We start from the raw sequence: 250 nt of genomic DNA, 5'->3' as shown, positions 1-250 counted from the left end.
CAGGGGATTTAGTTATTGTTACAATTCCTTTTTCAACAATGCGATTTGTAGAAGTAGATCCATTTGATTCGATATCTCATGCGAAGTGGAAAACAATTCGCGAATTGCATTATATGCCAGCTACAAAAATAGGAATTCAATTTAAAAGTCGATTTTGGGAAGAACAAGGACAATTAGGTGGCAGAATTATAACGGATTTACCAATTCGTTACGCCTATTATCCAAGTCACGGAATTGGAGAAAAAGGACC

1 protein-coding gene is annotated in these 250 nt (G+C 36.0%); it reads left to right on the top strand.

What is annotated here, in order from left to right; genetic code table 11:
- Positions 1 to 250, top strand: a 250-nt coding sequence (locus SB775_RS32070) for an FAD-dependent oxidoreductase (RefSeq protein WP_410865327.1), incomplete at both ends; no start/stop codon positions are given.

It is taken from the genome of Peribacillus sp. SIMBA_075 (assembly GCF_046534585.1).
The sequence above is the reverse complement of the archived record's forward strand: the minus strand, read 5'-3'. Positions and strand labels throughout refer to the sequence as shown.